12 protein-coding genes are annotated in these 14,916 nt (G+C 57.2%); 7 read left to right on the top strand and 5 right to left on the bottom strand.

Annotation, left to right across the window (positions count from 1 at the left end; genetic code table 11):
- Window position 1 precedes the first annotated feature (1 nt).
- The 4 genes from ACYZT1_RS01890 to ACYZT1_RS01905 all read left to right on the top strand — a co-directional run bounded on the left by ACYZT1_RS01890 (window position 2) and on the right by ACYZT1_RS01905 (window position 4,911).
- Window positions 2–409, top strand: coding sequence for an RNA-binding S4 domain-containing protein (locus ACYZT1_RS01890; protein WP_462017411.1), 408 nt, complete (start codon window positions 2–4; stop codon window positions 407–409).
- Window positions 410–749: 340 nt separating this feature from the next.
- Window positions 750–1,652, top strand: coding sequence for an Hsp33 family molecular chaperone HslO (hslO, locus tag ACYZT1_RS01895; protein WP_462017412.1), 903 nt, complete (start codon window positions 750–752; stop codon window positions 1,650–1,652).
- 179 nt (window positions 1,653–1,831) lie between these two features.
- Complete coding sequence (locus ACYZT1_RS01900; RefSeq protein WP_462017413.1) at window positions 1,832–3,373, top strand: phosphoenolpyruvate carboxykinase; 1,542 nt, start codon at window positions 1,832–1,834, stop codon at window positions 3,371–3,373.
- A gap of 113 nt (window positions 3,374–3,486) precedes the next feature.
- Window positions 3,487–4,911, top strand: a complete 1,425-nt coding sequence (locus ACYZT1_RS01905; protein ID WP_462017041.1) for an IS1182 family transposase — start codon at window positions 3,487–3,489, stop codon at window positions 4,909–4,911.
- 189 nt (window positions 4,912–5,100) lie between these two features.
- Here ACYZT1_RS01905 and ACYZT1_RS01910 read toward each other — a convergent pair whose 3' ends face one another.
- Window positions 5,101–5,373: a hypothetical protein gene (locus ACYZT1_RS01910; protein ID WP_028621008.1), complete on the bottom strand. Its 273-nt coding sequence runs from the start codon at window positions 5,371–5,373 to the stop codon at window positions 5,101–5,103.
- A gap of 356 nt (window positions 5,374–5,729) precedes the next feature.
- The gene (locus ACYZT1_RS01915) at window positions 5,730–6,794 is read right to left on the bottom strand and encodes a S8 family peptidase (protein WP_462017414.1); all 1,065 of its coding nucleotides are present in this window, start codon (window positions 6,792–6,794) and stop codon (window positions 5,730–5,732) included.
- A 265-nt stretch (window positions 6,795–7,059) separates the two neighbouring features.
- On the opposite strand from ACYZT1_RS01915, the gene ACYZT1_RS01920 reads away from it, so the two are divergent.
- From ACYZT1_RS01920 to ACYZT1_RS01930, 3 genes are all read left to right on the top strand, one after another.
- Window positions 7,060–8,997: a RecQ family ATP-dependent DNA helicase gene (locus ACYZT1_RS01920; RefSeq protein WP_462017415.1), complete on the top strand. Its 1,938-nt coding sequence runs from the start codon at window positions 7,060–7,062 to the stop codon at window positions 8,995–8,997.
- Between the two features lie 222 nt (window positions 8,998–9,219).
- Window positions 9,220–10,443 (top strand): 3-hydroxyacyl-CoA dehydrogenase, encoded by a 1,224-nt coding sequence (locus tag ACYZT1_RS01925; RefSeq protein ID WP_462017416.1) that lies wholly within the window; start codon window positions 9,220–9,222, stop codon window positions 10,441–10,443.
- Window positions 10,444–10,479: 36 nt separating this feature from the next.
- Window positions 10,480–10,911, top strand: a complete 432-nt coding sequence (locus tag ACYZT1_RS01930; protein WP_462017417.1) for an acyl-CoA thioesterase — start codon at window positions 10,480–10,482, stop codon at window positions 10,909–10,911.
- 64 nt (window positions 10,912–10,975) lie between these two features.
- Here the strand turns inward: ACYZT1_RS01930 and ACYZT1_RS01935 are convergent, their stop codons facing one another.
- The 3 genes from ACYZT1_RS01935 to fdhD form a co-directional block, all read right to left on the bottom strand.
- A complete protein-coding gene (locus ACYZT1_RS01935; RefSeq protein ID WP_462017418.1) occupies window positions 10,976–11,461 on the bottom strand; it encodes a glycine zipper domain-containing protein in 486 nt (161 codons plus the stop codon).
- 246 nt (window positions 11,462–11,707) lie between these two features.
- The gene (locus ACYZT1_RS01940) at window positions 11,708–14,056 is read right to left on the bottom strand and encodes an FdhF/YdeP family oxidoreductase (RefSeq protein ID WP_462017419.1); all 2,349 of its coding nucleotides are present in this window, start codon (window positions 14,054–14,056) and stop codon (window positions 11,708–11,710) included.
- Window positions 14,053–14,892, bottom strand: a complete 840-nt coding sequence (fdhD, locus tag ACYZT1_RS01945; RefSeq protein ID WP_462017420.1) for a formate dehydrogenase accessory sulfurtransferase FdhD — start codon at window positions 14,890–14,892, stop codon at window positions 14,053–14,055. Before fdhD ends, ACYZT1_RS01940 begins: the two co-directional genes overlap by 4 nt.
- Window positions 14,893–14,916 lie beyond the last annotated feature (24 nt).

Raw genomic sequence — 14,916 nt, forward strand, 5'->3', positions numbered from 1 at the left:
AGTGACACAAAAACAGGAAGAGGACGACAAGGTCCGTCTCGATAAGTGGTTATGGGCGGCGCGTTTTTACAAAACACGTGCCTTGGCCAAGGCGGCCATCGAGAGTGGCAAGGTGCATTGCCGGGGCGACCGCTGTAAACCGGGCAAGGAGCCGAAGATTGGCGACGAATTTCAGATTCGGATGGGCTTCGAGGAACGGACAGTGGTCGTCCAGGCCTTGTCTATCGTGCGCCGTGGCGCGCCGCAAGCTCAAACGCTGTATGCCGAAACCGACGCCAGTATCGCCAAGCGAGAAGCGGCCGCAGCCATGCGCAAGGCCGGCTCGCTGGGCGTGAGTACGGACGGCAAACCGAGCAAGAAGCAGCGTCGGGACTTGTTTAAATTTCATGGGAATAGCAGCGACGAGTGAAGCGAGCGAATATGGGCGAGGCCTCAGACACATCGCCGCCTTGCAATTGCTCAGACCCACAGCCATATCGGGGTGAGTACGGGACGAATTAATCAGCTTAAACAGCCACTCGTCGAAAATCACACACACTATCTGGCGCGTGGACCATAACCAAGATGCCAGCAGTGCCAATAGCAGCATTGCATTACGCCAATCGGTGGACGTTCCACCTTGCTTGGAACAGCACCGGATTGTTCATAAAATGCTTCGCTTGGCTGAACAGTGCGCACCAAGTGGTGCGGCAAAGGCGTGTTTTTCACTTTTGTAATCATTTTTGTCATTACTTCAGATACCCAGACCTATGACCGATCTAACGGATTCCGACTACACCCAACGCTTCATTTTCGATGACAGCGACACCCGCGGCGAGCTGGTTTCGTTGGAACGTAGCTACGCCGAAGTCCTCGCCAAGCACCCGTATCCAGAGCCGGTCGCGCAACTGCTTGGCGAGCTTATGACGGCCGCATCCTTGCTCGTTGGCACGCTGAAATTTGACGGTTTGCTCATTCTCCAGGCGCGTTCCGACGGTCCGGTACCGTTGTTGATGATCGAGTGCAGCAGTGAGCGGGAGATTCGAGGCCTGGCGCGTTATGAGGCGGATCAAATCGCCCCTGATGCAACGCTTGCCGACCTGATGCCCAAAGGCGTCCTGGCGCTCACCATCGATCCAACCCAGGGCCAGCGCTACCAGGGCATCGTGGATCTGGACGGCGAGACTTTGTCCGAGTGCTTTACCAATTATTTTGTCATGTCGCAGCAAGTGGGCACGCGTTTCTGGCTTTATGCCGACGGTCGTCGCGCGCGTGGCCTGCTGCTGCAGCAATTGCCGGCTGACCGCTTGAAAGATGAAGAGGACCGCGCCGCCAGTTGGCAGCACATCACGGCCCTGGGCAGTACGCTGACCGCTGATGAATTGCTCAGCCTGGACAACGAAACCGTGCTGCATCGTCTCTATCACGAAGAGCAGGTCCGCCTGTTCGACGTGCAGAAATTGCGCTTCCGCTGCAGCTGCTCGCGCGAACGTTCGGCCAATGCTCTGGTCAGTTTGGGACTGGAGGATGCGCAGGACCTGGTGGTTGAACACGGTGGCAACATCGAGATCGACTGCCAGTTCTGCAACCAGCGCTACCTGTTTGACGCCGCTGATATCGCTCAATTATTCGCGGGAGCGGGCGTCGACACGCCGTCAGATACCCGTCACTAAAACGGTTCAGCGCAGGTAAATTCACTGGGAAGCGCCGGAATTACGCCGTTACGACGGGAGGGCCCTACTCTTTTTGGGCTTTTCTGGCATAATCCGGGCCACTTTTTTCGCGGTAGTAGTGCACGACTTTCTACTACAAAACGTTTGGAGCACTCGGCCACTGGCCGACGGGGAATCTCATGACGCAAGCCAATAACGCCGTGTACACCGATCTGAGTGTTGATGATCTGGTCAAAGAAGCCCTGAACCGCGGTGAAGGCGAGCTTGCCGATACCGGCGCGCTGGTTGTTCGCACCGGTCACCGCACCGGTCGCTCGCCAGTCGATCGCTTCATCGTTGAAGAGCCGAGCACTCAGGACGCAATCGCCTGGGGCCCGATCAACCGCAAGTTTCCGGCCGACAAGTTCGATGCCTTGTGGGCTCGCGTCGAGGCGTTCAACAACGCGCAAGAACATTTTGTTTCCCACGTGCATGTAGGCGCTTCGGAAGATCACTACCTGGCCGTCAAGATGACCACGCAGACTGCCTGGCAGAACCTGTTCGGCCGGTGCCTGTTCATTAATCCCGCCCAGTACAACCCGGCTGGTCGTGAAGAGTGGCAGGTGCTCAACGTTGCCAACTTCGAATGCGTACCGGAGCGTGATGGCACCAACTCCGATGGTTGCGTGATCCTCAACTTCGCACAGAAAAAAGTGCTGATTGCCGGCATGCGCTACGCCGGGGAAATGAAAAAAGCCATGTTCTCGGTGCAGAACTTCCTGCTGCCGGCCGCCGACGTGCTGCCTATGCACTGCGCTGCGAACATTGGTGAAGCGGGCGATGTAACCCTGTTTTTCGGTCTGTCCGGCACTGGTAAAACCACCCTGTCCGCCGACGAAAGCCGTTACCTGATCGGTGACGACGAACACGGCTGGGGCGAAGGCGTTGTTTTCAACATCGAAGGTGGCTGCTACGCCAAGTGCATCGACCTCTCCGAGAAGAACGAGCCGGTCATCTGGAAAGCCATCAAGCACGGCGCAGTCCTGGAAAACGTCGTTATCGATGACGCCAAGCACGCTGACTATGTTGATGTCAGCCTGACCCAGAACAGCCGCGCCGCCTACCCGCTGGAGCACGTTGCCAAGCGTTCCGAGAAGAACCTCGGTGGCGAGCCAAACGCGGTTATCTTCCTGACCTGCGACCTGACTGGCGTGCTGCCGCCAGTCTCGATCCTCAGCGAAGAACAAGCGGCCTACCACTTCCTGTCCGGCTACACCGCTCTGGTGGGCTCGACCGAAATGGGTTCCGGCAGCGGCATTAAGTCGACTTTCTCCACCTGCTTCGGCGCGCCGTTCTTCCCGCGTCCGGCCGGCGAATACGCCGAGCTGCTGATCAAACGCATCCGCGGCTTCGGCTCCAAGGTCTATCTGGTCAACACCGGCTGGACCGGTGGTGGCTACGGCGTCGGCAAACGCTTCAACATCCCGACTACTCGCGGCGTGATCGCAGCGATTCAGAGTGGCGCGTTGATCGGTGCAGAAACCGAGCATCTCGACACCATCAACCTCGACGTGCCTTTGGCTGTGCCGGGTGTTGAGACTGGTTTGTTGAACCCGCGTAACACCTGGGCTGACAAGGCCGCTTATGACGAGGCCGCGAAAGCACTGGCCGGTCTGTTTGTTGAGAACTTCAAGAAGTTCGAAGTGAGCGACGCGATCAAAGCTGCCGGGCCAAAGTTGTAAGGTTGGTTTGATGTAATGAAAAAAAGCCGTCCTTTGCAGGCTGTGTGAAAACCTAGCAATCTGCCGCCGGGTTTAAGAAAATGCCCGTATCGCAAGATACGGGCATTTTTCTTATGCGCTACATCCAAGGTGAAGATCGTACGCAGGGCACTCTGTTTCCAGTCTCACTGGACGAACTCATTCCCGAAGACCATCTGGTTCGGGTGATCGAGGCGTACATTTCTCTGCTGGACCTTGAGCAACTCGGGTTCGACAAAGCTGCTCCCAAAGCAACCGGGCGCCCTTCGTACCATCCCGGCGACCTGCTTAAACTCTATCTTTACGGCTATTTCCAACAAATTCGATCCTCCAGGCGGCTGGAAGCGGAGTGTCAGCGCAACGTCGAGGTCATGTGGATGTTGGGCCGATTAGCTCCGGACTTTAAAACCATCGCCGACTTCCGGCGCGACAACAGCGCAGCTTTTGTCGCGACATGCCGTGCGTTTGTTCGATTTTGTCGGGGAGCCGGCCTGATTGCTGGCGAGTTGGTGGCCATCGATGGCAGCAAGTTCCAGGCCGTGGCTTCGAACCGAAAACAGATCACCCCTAAAAAGCTCCAACAGCGCGAGGCAAAGCTCGACAAGCGTATTGCGCACTATCTGGCTCAGCTTGATGAAGCTGATCGCGGCGAGCACAAAGAAGCTATTGATCGTTCTGCTGTGCAGACGGCGCTTGAGAAACTGAAGATAAAAAAGGCCAATAACCAGACCTGCCAAGTGCTGATGCAAGCTCAAGGTCTGGTGCAGCATGTGGTGGGTGAGTCCGACGCGCAAAAAATGCGCACCCCTTCAGGCTCGCGTATTTCCTATAACGTTCAAAGTGCGGTTGACGCAAAACACTGCCTGATCGTGCACCATGAAGTGACTCAGGAAGGAACCGATAACCGCCAACTGGAGCCGATGGCCAAGGCTACCCAAGAGGCGCTGGAGCAGGCCAAACTCAGTGTCATTGCTGATGCGGGTTACTCCAACGGCAGTCAATTCCAGGCATGTGAAGACGCTGGCATCACTCCCTATGTCCCGCCAAACCGAGCCGTTAATACCAAGGGTGATGAAGAGCAAAACTTTGATCGCACACTCTTCCATTACCACGAAGAAAGTGACAACTATCAATGCCCAAACGGCAAGATACTCACGCTTAAAGCCCTCAACAAAGGAGACCGGGTCTATCACGCCGCCGTCGACGACTGCACTGTTTGTCCGCTGAAAAACCGATGTACCAAGGCCGAACGCCGATACGTCACGCGTCATGCCCACGAAGCCGCATTTGAACGAATGGAACGGCGCATGAAAGCCAATCGAGACATGATGAGCCAGCGGCGATCTATCGTTGAGCATCCGTTTGGGAACCTGAAGCAATGGTCTATGGGCAACGCCAGGTTTTTACTGCGTCAACTGAAAGGCGCTCGAACGGAAATGGCGCTTGCGATACAAACGTACAACCTGAAAAGAGCCATAAACGTGCTGGGTGTGCGGAGAATGATGGAATTGATGGGCTGAAAAGCCCTTTTTTGCTTTTCAAAACCGGAAAAGCAAATGCCCCGACAAGTCGGGGCATTTGCTTTTGACCGGCACAGGCTGCGTTTTCACACAGCCTGCTTTGGGGCGGCTTTTTTTTGTGTGCGCTGGTTAAATCTACGGTGGTGAGATATCTAACGGATCTCCGATCCAGAGTTTTTTGGTTGCGCTTCATGCAGTGATTTTTGGCAGACGCTGGTGGGCGATTTCGAGCAGGTCGCGTCCGTCTTGAGTGAGCAGGTAAAGCGCGCTGACGATGTTGGGGATATCGCTTGAATCGGCCTGGTTGAAGCACAGGCAATAAAGCGTTTCGAGCAGGTCGCTGGCGGCGCGGATACGTTGACGGGCGGCGTCGAGAATTTCGTGTGGGTCGGCCTCGGTGTCAATAACCAGGACGGGGGTGTCGCTGTAGCTGCTTTTGAGTGGGCGATAGCGGTCTTGCATCTAAGTCAGTCCTGTAAGAAGTCGGGCAGGCCGACACGCTGTTTCAGCTGCGGCAGAAACTATGAGGGGCGCGACGCGTTGCGGCAATACAGGCGCAATGGACGGAGTGTGTAGGCGTTTTGACGGCCTTCGGGTATCCGTCCTACGCGTTTCCTCGGACTTTTTATAGCGCATCCATACAGGTGACACTTCCTACGTGATTCTCAGGCGAATCGCGCAGGAATTCAGCTCTTGTACGTCAAAATCTGTAGGGGATTTCGAAAGTGCAGGTTTAGCACTTAGGGGTAATCCACCTACCCACTGTCAGGAAAAACTGGGAAGGCAAAACCTGCCGACGCGGTACCACCCATTTCCACTCAGTCGAGCGCGGAGACCGAAGCCTGGCGCGAGGCCGCGTCCAGATCCATTAACCCTCGACCGTATGCCTCACTGTTGGCATAGATTCCTTTCCGGTTTGCCGTTGCCAGCAGGCGTTCGCGCACTTGCTGCGCGGTCATTTCGGGATACAGGCTTTGCAATGCTGCCAGTGCGCCGCTAACCATGGCGGCAGCAGGCGAGGTGCCGGCTGTCTGTACGTATTTCCCGTCCTTGCTGGTCGTCAGCAAACCTTGCCCTGCGCCGGAATCACCGCCAGGTACGGCAATGCACCAAGCCGCTGCCACGCCGCAATAGTTGGATTTGGCACTGATGGCGCTGCCGTCGTTTTTCAGTGCAACCACGGCGATCCAGCCCTTTTCCAGTTCCGGCAGGGCGAGCGGCAAACCGGGTTCGGCCAACGGTTCCCGCTTAAGTTCGTTACCCGTCGGGAAGACAAAAACAGCACCATCCTCAACCAGCTTTCGGGCCGTCACCAACGCCTGCGGCATAACCTGCTTGTAACGAGCCTCATTGATCTCTGTCGCCGGAATGGCATTGGCCCACGAGTTATTGAGGATGCGTGCTCCCTTGTCAAAACCGGCCTGCCAGGATTGTGCTATCTCGGTGTCGAAAAAAAATGGCTCGTTGTCGTCGCCGAAACGGAATGGGATCAGCAGTGCGTTGAATGCAACGCCGTGCATGCCCTGATCATCTTTGTTGGCGGCGAGAATGCCAGCCATCTGGGTCCCGTGACCCACGCGATCAAAGGTGCCGACACGGTTCTCGACATAGTCAAAACCCGGATCAGCGATTCGTCCCTGAAATTCCGGCAAATTGCTGCTCAGTCCTGAGTCGACAAGGGCCACGGCGACGTCCTGGCCTGTACCGCCTCGGGCGTAAAGGGCTGATGCGTTGATAATGGCCAGGCCCTGTTGGCGCTGATATTCGAGTGTCTCGAACGGGTTCGGCTTGATGGACGGCTGGGTCGGATTTGCCAGGCAGCCGCTCAGCAACAAAAGTAATGCAAGCACGGCTGCGGGTAAAAAAACAGGTCGTTGGAGCATGGTCGTTCCTTCGTGAGTCTTCGCGTACTTCGGGCTTTCCTGCCGAGTTGAGCGTCGCGCGCAGAGGTTTTTTGAAGGTATACCTTACCGGTATAAAGGGCAGGCGTCAGGGAGGCAACGTGCCCCGTTTGTTTCAGTCTGTGGCGAAGGGTTGGCCTGATGGACGCGGTATCATCCCGTATCGTTTTTACCCCGACCTTTTCTCGACGCGCTGCAATCATCGGCTAGGCTTTGGGCTTCGCAGCGGTCAACGGAGTGACAGCTTATGCACAATACCCTCGAACAGGTTTTCGGTTATCCACAGTTTCGTCCCGGTCAGGAAGCGGCGATCAACGCTGTGCTGGCAGGGCGCTCGGCGGCGGCGATTTTCCCGACCGGCTCGGGCAAGTCGCTTTGCTATCAATTGTCGGCCGTGTTGCTGCCGCACCTGACCCTGGTGGTCTCGCCGCTGTTGGCATTGATGCAGGACCAGCTGGCGTTTCTGCAACGTCATGGCATTTGCGCAGGCAGCATCGACTCCGCGCAGAGTCGTGACGATGCGAGTGATGTGATGGCTCGCGCCAGGTCCGGCGAACTGAAGATTCTGATGATTTCGGTCGAGCGTCTGAAAAACGAGCGTTTCCGTAATTTCCTGCAGCAAGTGCAAATCTCGCTCCTGGTTGTGGATGAGGCGCATTGCATCTCGGAATGGGGCCATAACTTTCGGCCTGATTACCTTAAACTTCCGGATTATCAGCGTCAGTTCAATATCCCTCAGACGCTGCTGCTGACGGCCACTGCCACTCCGCAAGTGATCGCCGATATGCAGGCGAAATTCGCCATTGCCCCCGAGGACGTGGTGACCACGGGCTTCTATCGGCCCAACCTTAACCTGTTGGTCGAACCAGTACGTGGGCAAGACAAGCGCCAACGCCTTGTTGAGTGGATGAGCGAGCGCCCCGGTCAACCGAGCATCGTCTACGTCACCCTGCAAAAAACCGCCGAACACATCGCCGAGCATCTGGAACGCAACGGCATTCAGGCTGAGGCTTATCACGCCGGCTTGCCTCACGAGCAACGTGAAAGTATCCAGAAACGTTTCATGGGCGGCCATTCCAGTTGTATCGTCGCCACGATTGCATTCGGAATGGGCATCGACAAGAGCGACATCAGGAACGTGGTGCATTTCGACTTGCCCAAATCCATCGAAAACTACAGTCAGGAAATCGGCCGGGCCGGGCGTGACGGGCAGCCTTCGGATTGCCTCGTCCTGGCGAACCGCGACAGCCTCAACGTCCTGGAAAACTTCGTCTACGGCGACACGCCGGAAATCGACGGCATCCGTTACGTCCTCGACGAATTGCAGGCAGCGGCGCCGCACGGTCAGTGGGAATTTCTGCTGGGGCCGCTGGCGGATCACAGCAACATTCGCCAGCTACCGCTCAAGACGTTGCTGGTGCAACTGGAACTGCGCAAGATCATCGCTCCGCGTTACGCCTATTACGCTGAGTATCGCTTCAAATATTTGCAGGAGCCCGAAGAGTTGCTGGCGCGCTTTGAAGGCGAGCGCAGAGATTTTGTGGCGGCAATCATCCAGACCTCTCCCCGTGCGCGGACATGGGCCACGGTGAATTTCGACGCGTTGTACGAACAGCATCAAGCCGAGCGCAACCGTGTGGTCAAAGCGCTCGATTATTTTCAGGAGAAGGGCTGGGTTGAGCTGGAAAGCAAACAAATGACCGAGGTTTACAGCCTTCTGCAAACGGACTTCGACAGTCAGGAGCTCAGTGCCGAATTGCATCGCTATTTCTCCCGGCATGAACACACAGAGGTCGCGCGTATTCACGCCATGCTGGCGCTTTTCGCGACCGATCGCTGTCTGGGATATCGCTTGGCCGAATACTTTGGCGATGAAAACGCGCCGCAGCAATGTGGACATTGTTCGGTGTGTCACGGGAATGTCGCGCAACTCCCTTCGCCGCCCGAACTTCCAGCCCTTGTGGATAAAAACTTCGAGGCGATATGCACTGATTTTATCCACAGGCATGAGCAGCACACAGGCTATCTAGCCTCAGCGGAGCGGGTGACCAGGTTCTTGTGCGGTATCAGCGTGCCGTTGTTTACCAGGCTAAAGGCGCGGTCTATTCCCGGGTTTGCAGGGCTGGAGTCGTATCCGTATGGCGAAGTACGCAAGTGGGCTGAGCAACATCTCTCGGGCCAGTGAAATTCCTGTGGGGCCGAAGCTTGCTCGCGAAAGCGTACTCGCATGCAACACAGGCGTTGAACCTGGTGGCCTCTTTGTGAACAAGCTTTGCTTCAGGTTTGCACCCTGCTTACAGAATGCATCCATCCGCTGAATGTCCCTCATCACAGGAATAAATTTCAAAAATGGACGGCGGGTGATTATGGTGAGGGCTGTCCATGGATCGCCAACAAGAGAACAATCATGAGCCAGACACCGTTCGATATTCAGCGCGCCGCCGTTATTGGCGCGGGCACCATGGGCCGTGGCATTGTCATCTGCCTGGCCAATGCCGGGGTTGCGGTGCAGTGGGTTGACAACAATCCCCAGATGCTGGCGCAGGCGCTTGCCAGCGTGGCGGAGACCTACGCCCATAACGTGCGCCAAGGGCGGATTGATGAGGCTGAAGCGCAGTCGCGGATTGCGCGCGTTACAGCGGCAGCCGATTACGCCGCCATTCGCGATGTCGACCTGGTGATTGAAGCGGTCTACGAAAATCTTGAGTTGAAACAGAAAATTTTTCGTGAACTGGATGGTTTGCTCAAACCCGAAGCCCTTCTGGCGAGTAATACTTCAGCGCTGGATATCGACGCCATTGCGGCCGTCACTCGCCGCCCCACCCAAGTGCTGGGCCTGCATTTCTTCAGTCCGGCACATATCATGAAGCTGCTGGAAATCGTTCGCGGTTCCCAGACTTTGCCGGAAGTGCTTGATGCGGCCCTGGCGTTGGGTCAGCGCATGGGCAAAGTGAGCGTGGTATCGGGCAACTGTCACGGCTTTATCGGCAATCGCATGCTGCACCCGTATGTCCTCGAAGCACGCAAAATGCTGCTCGAAGGCGCTTATCCATATCAAATCGATGCGGCGCTCCAGGCATTCGGATTTGCGATGGGGCCGTTCCGCATGTACGACGTGGTCGGAATCGACCTGGAATGGCGCGCTCGTGAGTTGTCCGGCAAAGGTCAGGATGCTCCGCAAGTACAGGTTGATAACCGGCTGTGCGAGCTGGGTCGTTTTGGCCAGAAAAGTGGCAACGGCTATTACCATTACGAGGCGGGCAGCCGTCAGGCCGAGCATGATGTGGAAGTCGATGCGCTGGTGCTGAAGGTCAGCGAAGAATTGGGCTTCCAGCGTCGTGAGATCGCCCCTGAGGAGATTCTGGAGCGATGCTTGCTGGCGCTGGTCAACGAAGGGGCGAAGATTCTTCAGGAAGGAATCGCCGACTCGGCACACGACATCGATCTGGTTTACCTCAATGGTTATGGATTCCCGGCGGACAAGGGCGGGCCGATGGCATGGGCGGATCAGCAAGGTCTGGCAGATATTCATCAGCGGTTGCTGGCACTTGAGACTCGCCAGGGTGATCAATGGAAGCCCGCGCGGTTGATCGGCGAGCTGGCTTGCGCAGGAAAGAAATTCGCCGTTTAACTCAGGATTGCCATCCCACTCCAGGAACAGACATCGATGTCCAACCCTATACCCCAACGCGCCGATTACCCGCATTTCCAGCCGGTCACCACGCGCTGGCACGACAACGATGCTTACGGCCACATCAATAACGTCACCTATTACAGTTTTTTCGACACCGCTGTGAACACCTACCTGATCGAAGTCGGTGGGCTGGATATCCATGACGGCGAAGTAGTCGGTTTTGTGGTGAGTTCAGCCTGTGATTACTTCGCCTCAATCGCCTTTCCAGACCGGATAGAAATTGGCTTGCGCGTCGGCAAGCTGGGTAACAGCTCAGTGCAATACGAGCTGGCGGTATTCAAGGCCGGCGATGCCGAGGCCTGCGCAGCGGGTCGCTTCGTGCATGTGTTTGTGGATCGTGCATCGAATCACCCGGTTGCGATTCCTGCCGCATTACGCGTGGCACTAGAGCGCCTGGTGGTTTGAGCGACAAAAAAAATCGCAACCCGAAGGCTGCGATTTTCATTACTCGTCAACGGATGGTTAAGCCTCAATCATCATGACGGTAGTGTTTCTTGTGCTTGCGATGCCCATAAGCATGACCGCGGCCGGGATGGCCATCTCGGTAGTAGCGACGATCGCCACCACGATGGGAGCGTCGATCATCGTCATCGTCGCTTTTGTTGCCCATGTAGTTGCCCAGCGCGCCGCCGGCGCCGCCGCCTGCCGCGGAACCGATCAGGCTGCCGGTGCTGCCGCCGAGGCTGCGACCGACCACGTTGCCGCCTGCTGCGCCCAACGCACCGCCGATAGCGGCTTCGCCACGGCTGCGTTTGTCTGCGCCGACTGCGCTACCACCCGCACCGCCCAAGGCTGCGCCGATGGTGGAACCTGTATTGCCGCCTAACGACTGACCGACGACCGAGCCCAAAACCCCGCCCAATGCGCCGCCCACGCCCGCTTCGGTGGTGCCGCCTGCAGATGCGAAACCACTGACAAGGCCAAGGGACAACAAGAGAATCGAGGAGAACTTCATAGAGAAACCTCAAGGGGATGACGACGCGATCCTGAGGCGGTCTCATGATTGTGACAATCGAAATCCGACGAGTAACACGACTTGTACACAATTCTCCAAGTTACTGTTTTAACTGGGGAACTTAAGCGTTTTTCGTCGGTCTTTAGCTACTTGAGACAGGCCGTTTTTTTGAAAAAACGGCCTTTTTTGCGGGCGACGGGAAAGTATTTCGAGTGTTGCACAAATGCGGCTGGAGCCGCTATTGCATCAAGCCGACCTGGCCATGATCAATCCGGTTTCGCTCGGCGCCTCCAGTCGAATTGCGACAAACTTCGATGTCGGCGTATGACTGCTATCACCCGTGCTTTCCAGCGGCACCAATGGATTCACCTCGGGGTAATATGCAGCGGCCTGCCCTGCCGGAATATCAAACGCCAGCAGCGTGAACCCCTTCACCCGACGCTCACGGCCATCATCCCAGATGGAAACGATGTCGGCCTTCTGCCCCGGTTTGAAGCCCAGGCGAATGATGTCCGCCTCATTCACAAACAGTACGTCCCGCTGACCCTTTACCCCACGATAGCGGTCGTCGAGGCCATAGATCGTGGTGTTGTACTGATCGTGCGAGCGCATCGACTGCATGATCAAATCCGGTAATACGCCGGTTGCGCGGGTGCGTTCGTGCACCAGGTCTTTGGGCAGCATGTTGGGGCGAAAATTGGCGCGACCCGACGGCGTGTTCCAGCGACGGGCGCCAGCGCTGTTGCCGAGGTAAAAACCGCCAGGGATTTTGATCTTCTCGTTGAACTCCTTGAAGCCCGGGATGGTGTCGGCAATCAGATCGCGGATGCGGCTGTAATCGGCGACCAGCCAACTCCAGTCCACTGGTTTGCTGCCCAGTGTTGCAGCCGCAATACCGGCAATAATCGACGGTTCCGAGCGCATCTGATTCGACAGCGGCTGCAACTGGCCGTTGGACGCATGCACCATGCTGAACGAGTCTTCCACGGTCACCGCTTGCGCACCTTCAGTCTGTATATCGATATCGGTACGGCCAAGGCACGGCAAAATCAGCGCTTGCTTGCCATGGGCCAGATGGCTGCGATTCAGCTTGGTGCTGATCTGCACCGTCAGGTCGCAGTTGGTCAGTGCCTTGAATGTGCGATGGCTGTCCGGAGTCGCTTGAGCGAAGTTGCCACCCAGGGCGATGAATACCTTCGCGCGGCCATCGGCCATTGCGTGAATCGCCTCGACCACGTTATGGCCATTGTCACGCGGCACCTTGAACTGCAAGCGCCGTTCCAGAGAATCAAGGAAGGCCACGGGTGGACGCTCGTTGATGCCCATTGTGCGGTCGCCCTGCACGTTACTGTGGCCGCGTACGGGACAAAGGCCGGCACCGGGCCGACCGATATTGCCGCGCAGCAGCATCAGGTTAGCGATTTCCTGAATGGTTGCCACCGAATGCCGATGCTGGGTGATGCCCATCGCCCAGCACATGATCACATTCTTGCCTTTGGCGTACATGCGCGCCGCTTGCTCGATTTCTACCAAGGGCAGGCCGGACTGCTCGACGATCTGCTCCCATGGGGTATCGTCGATGACACCCAGGTATTCCAGCACGTTGACGCTGTGTTCATTCAGGAAGTCGTGATCGAACACGGCCGGCGCGCCGGTCTTCTGCGCGTCGCGCTCCCACTGCAGGAGAAACTTGGCCATACCGCGCAGCACGGCCATGTCGCCGCCCAAAGCCGGGCGGAAATACGCAGTATTGGTCGGCTTGTCACCGTTGGTGAGCATTTCGATCGGGTGCTGTGGATGCTGAAAGCGTTCCAGACCGCGCTCTTTCAGCGGATTGATACAGACTACTTGAGCCCCGCGTTTAACCGCTTCGCGCAGCGGTTCGAGCATCCGCGGATGGTTGGTGCCAGGGTTCTGGCCCCAGACGAAAATGGCATCGGCATGTTCGAAATCGTTGAAGGTTACGGTACCTTTGCCGACGCCAACACTTTGCGCCAACGCCACACCACTAGCCTCGTGGCACATATTCGAGCAGTCGGGAAAATTGTTGGTACCAAAAGCACGCACGAACAGCTGATACAGATACGCGGCTTCGTTGCTCGCGCGACCCGAGGTGTAGAACTCAGCCTGATTCGGGCTCGACAAACCTTGAAGATGCTTGGCGATCAAAGCGAAGGCCGCTTCCCAACTGATCGGCTTGTAGCGATCGGTTTCAGCGTCATAGCTCATCGGCTCGGTCAGACGACCCTGATATTCCAGCCAGTAGTCACTTTGTTCCAGCAACGCGCTGACGCTGTGTCTGGCAAAAAACGCACCGTCGACACGGCGTTTGGTCGCTTCCCAGTTCACCGCTTTGGCGCCGTTCTCACAGAACATCACCATCCCTTTTTCCGGAGAATCGCCCCAGGCACAACCTGGGCAGTCGAAGCCGCCATTCTGGTTGGTCTTGAGCATGATGCGCAGGTTTTTCAGCGCGTTGTCGCTGGTCAACCAGGCTTGGGCCACACTGATCAGTGCGCCCCAGCCGCCGGCCGGGCCCTTGTAAGGCTTGTAGCGGGGGACGGGTTTTTGATCGGCTTGACGATGTTGACTCACGCTTGTTTCTCCAACGCTGGGCTGTAGACCCGCGGCGCACTTTTCTGCGGAAGGTGGATGAGATTCAGGTTATGGCGACGGGCCCATTGCACGGCAAGGCCCGTGGGCGACGACAGGCTGACCAGGGTCTGGATGCCCGCGCGCAGTACTTTCTGAATTAATTCGAGGCTGCAGCGACTGGTGACAACCGCCAGGCCGCCGCCAGTCGGGATTTTCTGGCGGATCAACCCGCCAATCAGCTTGTCGAGGGCGTTATGTCGACCGATGTCTTCACGGCCCAGTACCAATTCGCCCCGAGCATTCATGAACACCGCTGCATGCACCGCGCCACAATGCTGGCCCAGTGGTTGAAACGCACCGATACGCTGGCGTAATCCATCGAGCCATTCGGCGGGTGGCAGTGGTGCGCCGGGCAGCACATTGAGATCGGGTAACGCCTGCTCGAGCGCTTCCACGCCGCACAGCCCGCACCCGCTGGTGCCGGCCAGTTGCCGACGCTGTTGCTTGAGGTTCCAGAAGGCGCGATTGGCAATGGTCACTTGCGCATACTGTGCCGAGCCCGAGCCGCTCAGCTGCAGGTCGTAGAGGTCGGAGGGATCTTCAATGATGCCGCTGCCCAGGCTGAAGCCGACAATAAAGTCTTCAAGGTCCGTCGGCGTGACCAGCATAACCGCCTGACTGATGCCGTTATAGGCAATCGCCAACGCCACTTCCTCGGCCAACTCTGTGGTGGCTGATTCGATGTGTTGCAGGTCGCAGTATGTGTAAGTCTGGCTGGCGGCGGGCGCGGGCGTTTCGAGAGCTGGCGCCGCGCAGGCAGGGCGCTTGGCGTTCATGAGGCATCACCGACGGGTTGGTCA

Source organism: Pseudomonas sp. PB3P13 (genome assembly GCF_054897735.1).